The organism is Arthrobacter sp. Hiyo1 (assembly GCF_001263615.2).
Lineage (GTDB): Bacteria > Actinomycetota > Actinomycetes > Actinomycetales > Micrococcaceae > Arthrobacter.
In genome coordinates, this window is the sequence record NZ_DF952470.1 from 435,849 (window position 1) to 441,336 (window position 5,488).

Annotated in this window: 5 protein-coding genes and 1 pseudogene; 5 read left to right on the forward strand and 1 reads right to left on the reverse strand. The window is 61.7% G+C overall.

Features of this window, described 5'->3' with window-relative positions; translation table 11 throughout:
• Window positions 1-1,368: 1,368 nt before the first annotated feature.
• The gene (locus AHiyo1_RS24705; RefSeq protein WP_172465571.1) at window positions 1,369-1,542 is read right to left on the reverse strand and encodes a hypothetical protein; all 174 of its coding nucleotides are present in this window, start codon (window positions 1,540-1,542) and stop codon (window positions 1,369-1,371) included.
• A gap of 28 nt (window positions 1,543-1,570) precedes the next feature.
• Here AHiyo1_RS24705 and AHiyo1_RS28240 point away from each other — a divergent pair, with 28 nt between their 5' ends.
• The 5 genes and pseudogenes from AHiyo1_RS28240 to AHiyo1_RS10900 form a co-directional block, all read left to right on the forward strand.
• Entirely contained in the window at window positions 1,571-1,834 is a 264-nt protein-coding gene (locus AHiyo1_RS28240) for a hypothetical protein (protein ID WP_445286209.1), read from the forward strand.
• 576 nt (window positions 1,835-2,410) lie between these two features.
• Window positions 2,411-3,322, forward strand: a complete 912-nt coding sequence (locus AHiyo1_RS10885; RefSeq protein WP_059388578.1) for a LysR substrate-binding domain-containing protein — start codon at window positions 2,411-2,413, stop codon at window positions 3,320-3,322.
• Window positions 3,319-4,418, forward strand: a pseudogene (locus AHiyo1_RS10890) (enolase C-terminal domain-like protein). Before AHiyo1_RS10885 ends, AHiyo1_RS10890 begins: the two are co-directional and overlap by 4 nt.
• A 52-nt stretch (window positions 4,419-4,470) precedes the next feature.
• Complete coding sequence (catC, locus tag AHiyo1_RS10895; protein WP_059388579.1) at window positions 4,471-4,749, forward strand: muconolactone Delta-isomerase; 279 nt, start codon at window positions 4,471-4,473, stop codon at window positions 4,747-4,749.
• A 167-nt stretch (window positions 4,750-4,916) separates the two neighbouring features.
• A partial coding sequence (locus tag AHiyo1_RS10900; RefSeq protein ID WP_275937054.1) for a dioxygenase family protein occupies window positions 4,917-5,488 on the forward strand: 572 nt, incomplete at its 3' end.

Below are 5,488 nucleotides of genomic sequence, written 5' to 3' on the forward strand. Positions count from 1 at the left end.
CGCTTGTCCCGCGGCGTTCGGCGACGGGGCGGGGGGTCCGCGTCCGACGTCGGGCTGTTGGGAAAGTATTCTTGGTCTTTGGCGCTTGCGCTCCTGGACAGAGACAGATGGAAGAAGGAGAGCCTCCGTGAAAATCCGAGCCCCACGACTCGACGTGAGTGGCGTTCTCCTTGTTTGGGCCCTGATATTCGGGCTTTGGCAACCTTTTATTTGGTGGCGGGGGATTGTCGCTGCCGTATGTTTGATCGTCGCGCTGTGGGGCTTTGTTGCTTGGTACCGGCGTCGTCCTGCGCGGGGGAGCTAGGGCACCTGATTGCAGCGCGGCTGGTGATTATCTGTTTTTGTAGATCTTCAGTTGCAGGGAGTGGCGATGGTTCAGTCCAGGAAGCTGATTCTGATTGGCTACTGGGACGGTCCTGAGGCAGACCCGTCATGGCCTTCTCCAGAGGAATTCGTGGACGCAAGTTGGGACATCGATGAGCGTGATCTTGTCGTATCCAACTTGCGGATGGGGTTTGTCGCGCGGAGCTTCATGGGGTTCTCGCGCTGTCGGTTCTGTGGGAAAGAGAACGGCAATCTGGAATTGAGCGACGGCCATTTCGTGTGGCCGGATGGGTTGGCTCATTACGTCGTCGAACATGGTGTAAGGCTTCCGGACCGGTTCGTTCGCCACTCGTTAGCTATTATTGACAGCCTTGAGAGTGCGTCCCGAGACGTCGAATGGTGGCGAGGAATCAGCCCGACTCAGAAGCACTGACTCACTGAGCGGCACGTAACGACATCACGCTTGGTTCTGCATTGGATGGTTTAATTAAGCAAATTCAAGATTTTCTCAAAATTCTGTTGCAGAATGGCCAGTTCCGGCGGAGGCGCCGGTATCCAGACGGGAGGAATCTGGCTAATGGTGAAACTTTCCGATGGACAGATGCTTCCCGACCGTGTCTTCTATTCGCTGCTTAGCCCTAAGTACGGCGGGCCCGCAGATTGGAACAGAGTTGACGAAATCTCAGGAACTTGGACTAGCAAACGAGATGTAATCAGCAAGCAGAACTTCGTCGTCGCCGATATCGTTGACCGCTTGTTGGGGTCCAAATTCTACGTAAACGGATCCGGAGCCGATCGGACGATCGAGTATCCAATTGGTGACTACGACACCGGTAATTTCATTGTATTTAGACGTCAGTGACCGGTAGACATGATGGCCGTCGATGCTATGAATTTTTGTGGTACCCACAGGACACCACAGGAAATGCGGTTGGCGGCGCATTTGCCATGGTCTCCGACTGGCGCCCGTCCCGGTCTCGTGCGATTTCGCTCCGCTGTCTGGGCTGGAGTCGTGCGCTCACGGCGGTCTAAAAGCTGAACGCGTCACGCGTCGAGAGCACTCTTCGGGTCGTGCTCGAGCGCAGCCGTGATGGCGGCTGGGGAGGGCAGGGTGGCCTGCTCATCAGCCGGAAGGGCATCGTAGGTGTATGACGCCACGGTCAGGGGTTGAGCGGAACCTTCGAGAGCATAGCGCACAGTGACCGGACCCTGGACCATTGAATTCCTGTCAAAGCTGTCCTTCTCAATGGCCGTAGTCTCGGCGGCCGGAATCACACCCAGCGCAGGCCTCGTCACAACCCAGCGCGACCTGGCCGATGTGGCCACGACCGCAGTTCAAAGGGCCAGCCGGAGCATAGCCGTGATTGACGCCTCCAAATTCGGGACAACGGCACTGATACAGATGGTCCCGCCCGCGCACATTGAAAAAGTCATCACTGACAGTCGATTAGATCCGCAAACGGCCGATGCCTACAGATCATCAGGCTGGACGATAGAGATCGGTCCGTAGAACGGACCGGCCCAATGCATCAGGTCCGCACTGCTCGCACCCCCAACTGACTCGATACCTCGAGTCTTACGACGCACTCGACGGAAGCTGTCCTGGCCGAGTGTCACCAGAGAATCCCCCGGTCGGACATAGCTTCCATGAACGGGTTTGGTAAGCGGGCACGCCCCCGATTGGGCGGCCTCCCCCCAGCTCAGGCCGACGAAACGCCGGTTATCGGCGTTTGGAAATGGCCGGGGGAGTGCCCGCAGAAGGGGTCTCTGATCAGTGCACGAAGGCCGGTACGCAGAATCCTTGAGGGCAATCGACACGGCTATCTACTCCGGGAAGGTGCACTACCTGGCCCATCATGCTGCCGAAGGTAGGGCGCCGCGCAAGCGCCTGGCACCCGCCCCCTAAAGAACCAGCACAAGCAACGTCGTGAGACCCTTGGTTTCTTGCACCTTGAATTGACCTTGCTCAGATTAGTATCCAATTCGTCCTAATGGATCCGAAGTGAGTATTTCCCCTTACTAATCGGGGATCCTAAGCTGGTCGGAGCATGGCACCGTGCCCTGCCTCGATCTGCCAGGAGTGTCAATGGAGACTCGGCACCTGAAGTACTTCATTGCCGTGGCGGAGGAGAGGCACTTTGGCCGGGCAGCTCTCCGCCTGCACATGGCGCAGCCGCCGCTGTCGCAGGCGATCCGACAGCTCGAGGAGCAGCTCGGCACGCCCCTATTGGTGCGCACCACGCGCAAGGTTGAGCTCACCCCGGCCGGGCAGGTCCTGCTGGACCGCGGACGCGCGCTGCTGCAGGACCTCGGCGCCCTCGTGGACGATGTCCAGCAGGTCGGCGCAGGAGCCACCGGCGTGATCCGGGTCGGCTTCACCGGAACCGCCACGTACCGGCTGATGCCCAGCATCGTTCAGGCAGCACGCCGGACCCTCCCAGGGCTCAGGATCACTGTGCAAGGCGAGATGCTGACACCACAGATGGAGGCTGCTCTCGAAGAAGGCCGGCTGGACGTAGCAGTCCTCCGCCCCCCGGTCCGCTCCGACGAGCTCACGCTGAGGTTGCTTGAACAGGACCAGCTGGTGGCGGCTCTGCCTGCCGATTCGCCCCTCGCGGAGCGCGGCACACTGGACATCACCGATCTGGCCGCCGAGGACTTCATCGGCTATTCCGCGGACTCCGTAGTCAACACCATCTCCGTTGAAGCCTGCCGCAAGGCCGGTTTCCAGCCTCGCCTGGTGCAGGAGTCCAAGGAAACATCCACCCTGCTCTCGCTCGTGGCCGCCGGCATGGGCGTCGCACTCGTGCCCATGACCTCCCGGATGTTTTCCTTCCAAGGCGTCGCCTTCCGCCCGCTCCGGGACCCCCCGCCGGTTGACCTCGCCGTCGCATGGAACCGGAACAATGCGACCCCGCTGATCCGGACCTTTCTGGGCCTCTTCGACGCCCTCCCCGCCTCACAGCCAGCAGCCGCCGCAAAGGACACCTCCGAATGAAAATCGCACGTATTGAGGCCATCCCCTACTCCATCCCCTACGCCCGGCCCCTGAAGTTCGCGAGCGGAGAGGTCACGGCCGCGGAACACGTGCTGGTCCGGATCCATACGGACACTGGCATCTGCGGCGTGGCCGACACCCCTCCACGCCCCTACACGTACGGCGAAACGCAGGAATCCATCGTCGCTGTGGTGACCAATGTGTTTGCCCCGCAGCTGATCGGGCTGGATCCGATGGACCGCTCCAAGGTCCAGCAGGTGCTCCGCCGCACGGTCAACAACCCCACGGCCAAGGGGGCCCTGGACATCGCCCTATGGGACATCATCGGCATCTCCCTGGACACCCCCGTGCACAAATTGCTTGGCGGCTTCACCGACAGCATGCGGGTGTCCCACATGCTGGGCTTCAAGCCCGCCGCCGAGCTCCTCGAGGAAGCGCTGGGGTTCCGTGAAACGTACGGCATCGACACCTTCAAGCTCAAGACCGGCCGGCGGCCGCTCTCCCTGGACGTCGAGGCCTGCCATGTGCTGCGGGAGGGCCTCGGTGCGGACACCGAGATCTACCTCGACGCCAACCGGGGCTGGACGGCGAACGAGGCTATGGAGGTCCTCCGCCAAACCGAAGGTCTAGGACTGTCCATGCTGGAAGAACCGTGCGACGCCAGTGAGGCCATGGGCCGCCGCCGGCTCGTGCAGCAGTCACGCATCCCCATCGTCGGCGATGAAAGCGTCCCCACTCTCGGCGACGTGTCCCGAGAGCTGCTCTCCGGCGGCAGCAACGCCATCTGCATCAAGACCGCGCGCAGCGGTTTCACCGAGGCCCAGCAGATCCTCGGCTCTGCGAGGGGCTGGGTGTGGACGTCACGATGGGTAACCAGATCGACACCCAGGTCGGAAGCCTGGCCACCGTGACGTTCGGCGCCGCCTTCGAGGCCAGTTCCCGGCGGGCCGGGGAGCTCTCCAACTACCTGGACATGACGGACGACCTGCTCGCAGAGCCGCTCGAAATCAACGACGGTGCCATCCGGGTCCGCGAGATCGCTGGCGTTGGCGCTGTCATCGATGCCGACAAGCTGCAGAAGTACCGTCAGGACTAGGCCTCCCCGGCCGCACCTGCCCTCAGGAACCCAACACCGTAAGGAGAACTTCATGCTCTACCTGGTCCGCATGGACGTCGATATTCCGCTGGACATGCCCAAAGAACGCGCCGACGCCATCAAAGCGGAGGAACGGGAGTACTCCCAGAAGCTCCAGCACGACGGCCGCTGGCCGCATTTGTGGCGGGTCGTGGGCGAGTACTCCAACTACTCGGTGTTCGACGTCGCGGGCAACGACGAGCTGCACACCCTCCTCTCAGGCCTGCCGCTGTTTCCGTACATGGGCATCAAGGTCACGCCGCTCGCCAAGCACCCCTCTGCCATCGAGTAGCCGGTCGGATTCGGATTCATATACCCCGGCTCTCAATCAGTGACAGATGGGTATTTCTCATCAATCAATGCCGGGCCTACTGTTGAAACAACAAGGAACGTGAGGCACAGCACAGTGCAGCGCACAACGGTCCGGAACCCCAACCGTGAATCGACGAAGGAGTCATCATGACGACGGAAACTCAGGCCACTGCGGCCGCTTCGGGGGCTGGCGCCACCGCCCGCTTCAGGGAAAACAAGCAGCTTGCCGCTGGCACGGGCCAGGAGCGAGTCAACGCCCTCGCCGGCCGGCTCATCAAGGCGGTCAACGACATCGTGCTTGACGAGAAGGTCAGTTACGACGAGTACAACGCCTTCAAGGCCTGGCTCATCCAGGTCGGCGAGGACGGCGAATGGCCGCTGTTCCTGGACGTCTGGGTGGAGCATTCGGTCGAGGAGGTTGCCAACGCCAACCGGAATGGGACCAAGGGCACCATCGAGGGGCCGTACTACATCCCGGACGCGCCCACACAGAACACTCCGGCAACCCTGCCGATGCGCGAGGATGAGCCCGGCACTCCGCTGCTGTTCCAGGGCCAGACGAAGAACGTCGCCGGAGAACCGTTGGCCGGTGCGCTGATTGAGCTGTGGCACGCCGATGACCTCGGCTTCTACTCCCAGTTCGCCCCGGGGCTGCCGGAGTGGAACCTCCGAGGCTCTGTCATCGCCGACGGCGAGGGCAATTTCGAGATCAACACCAT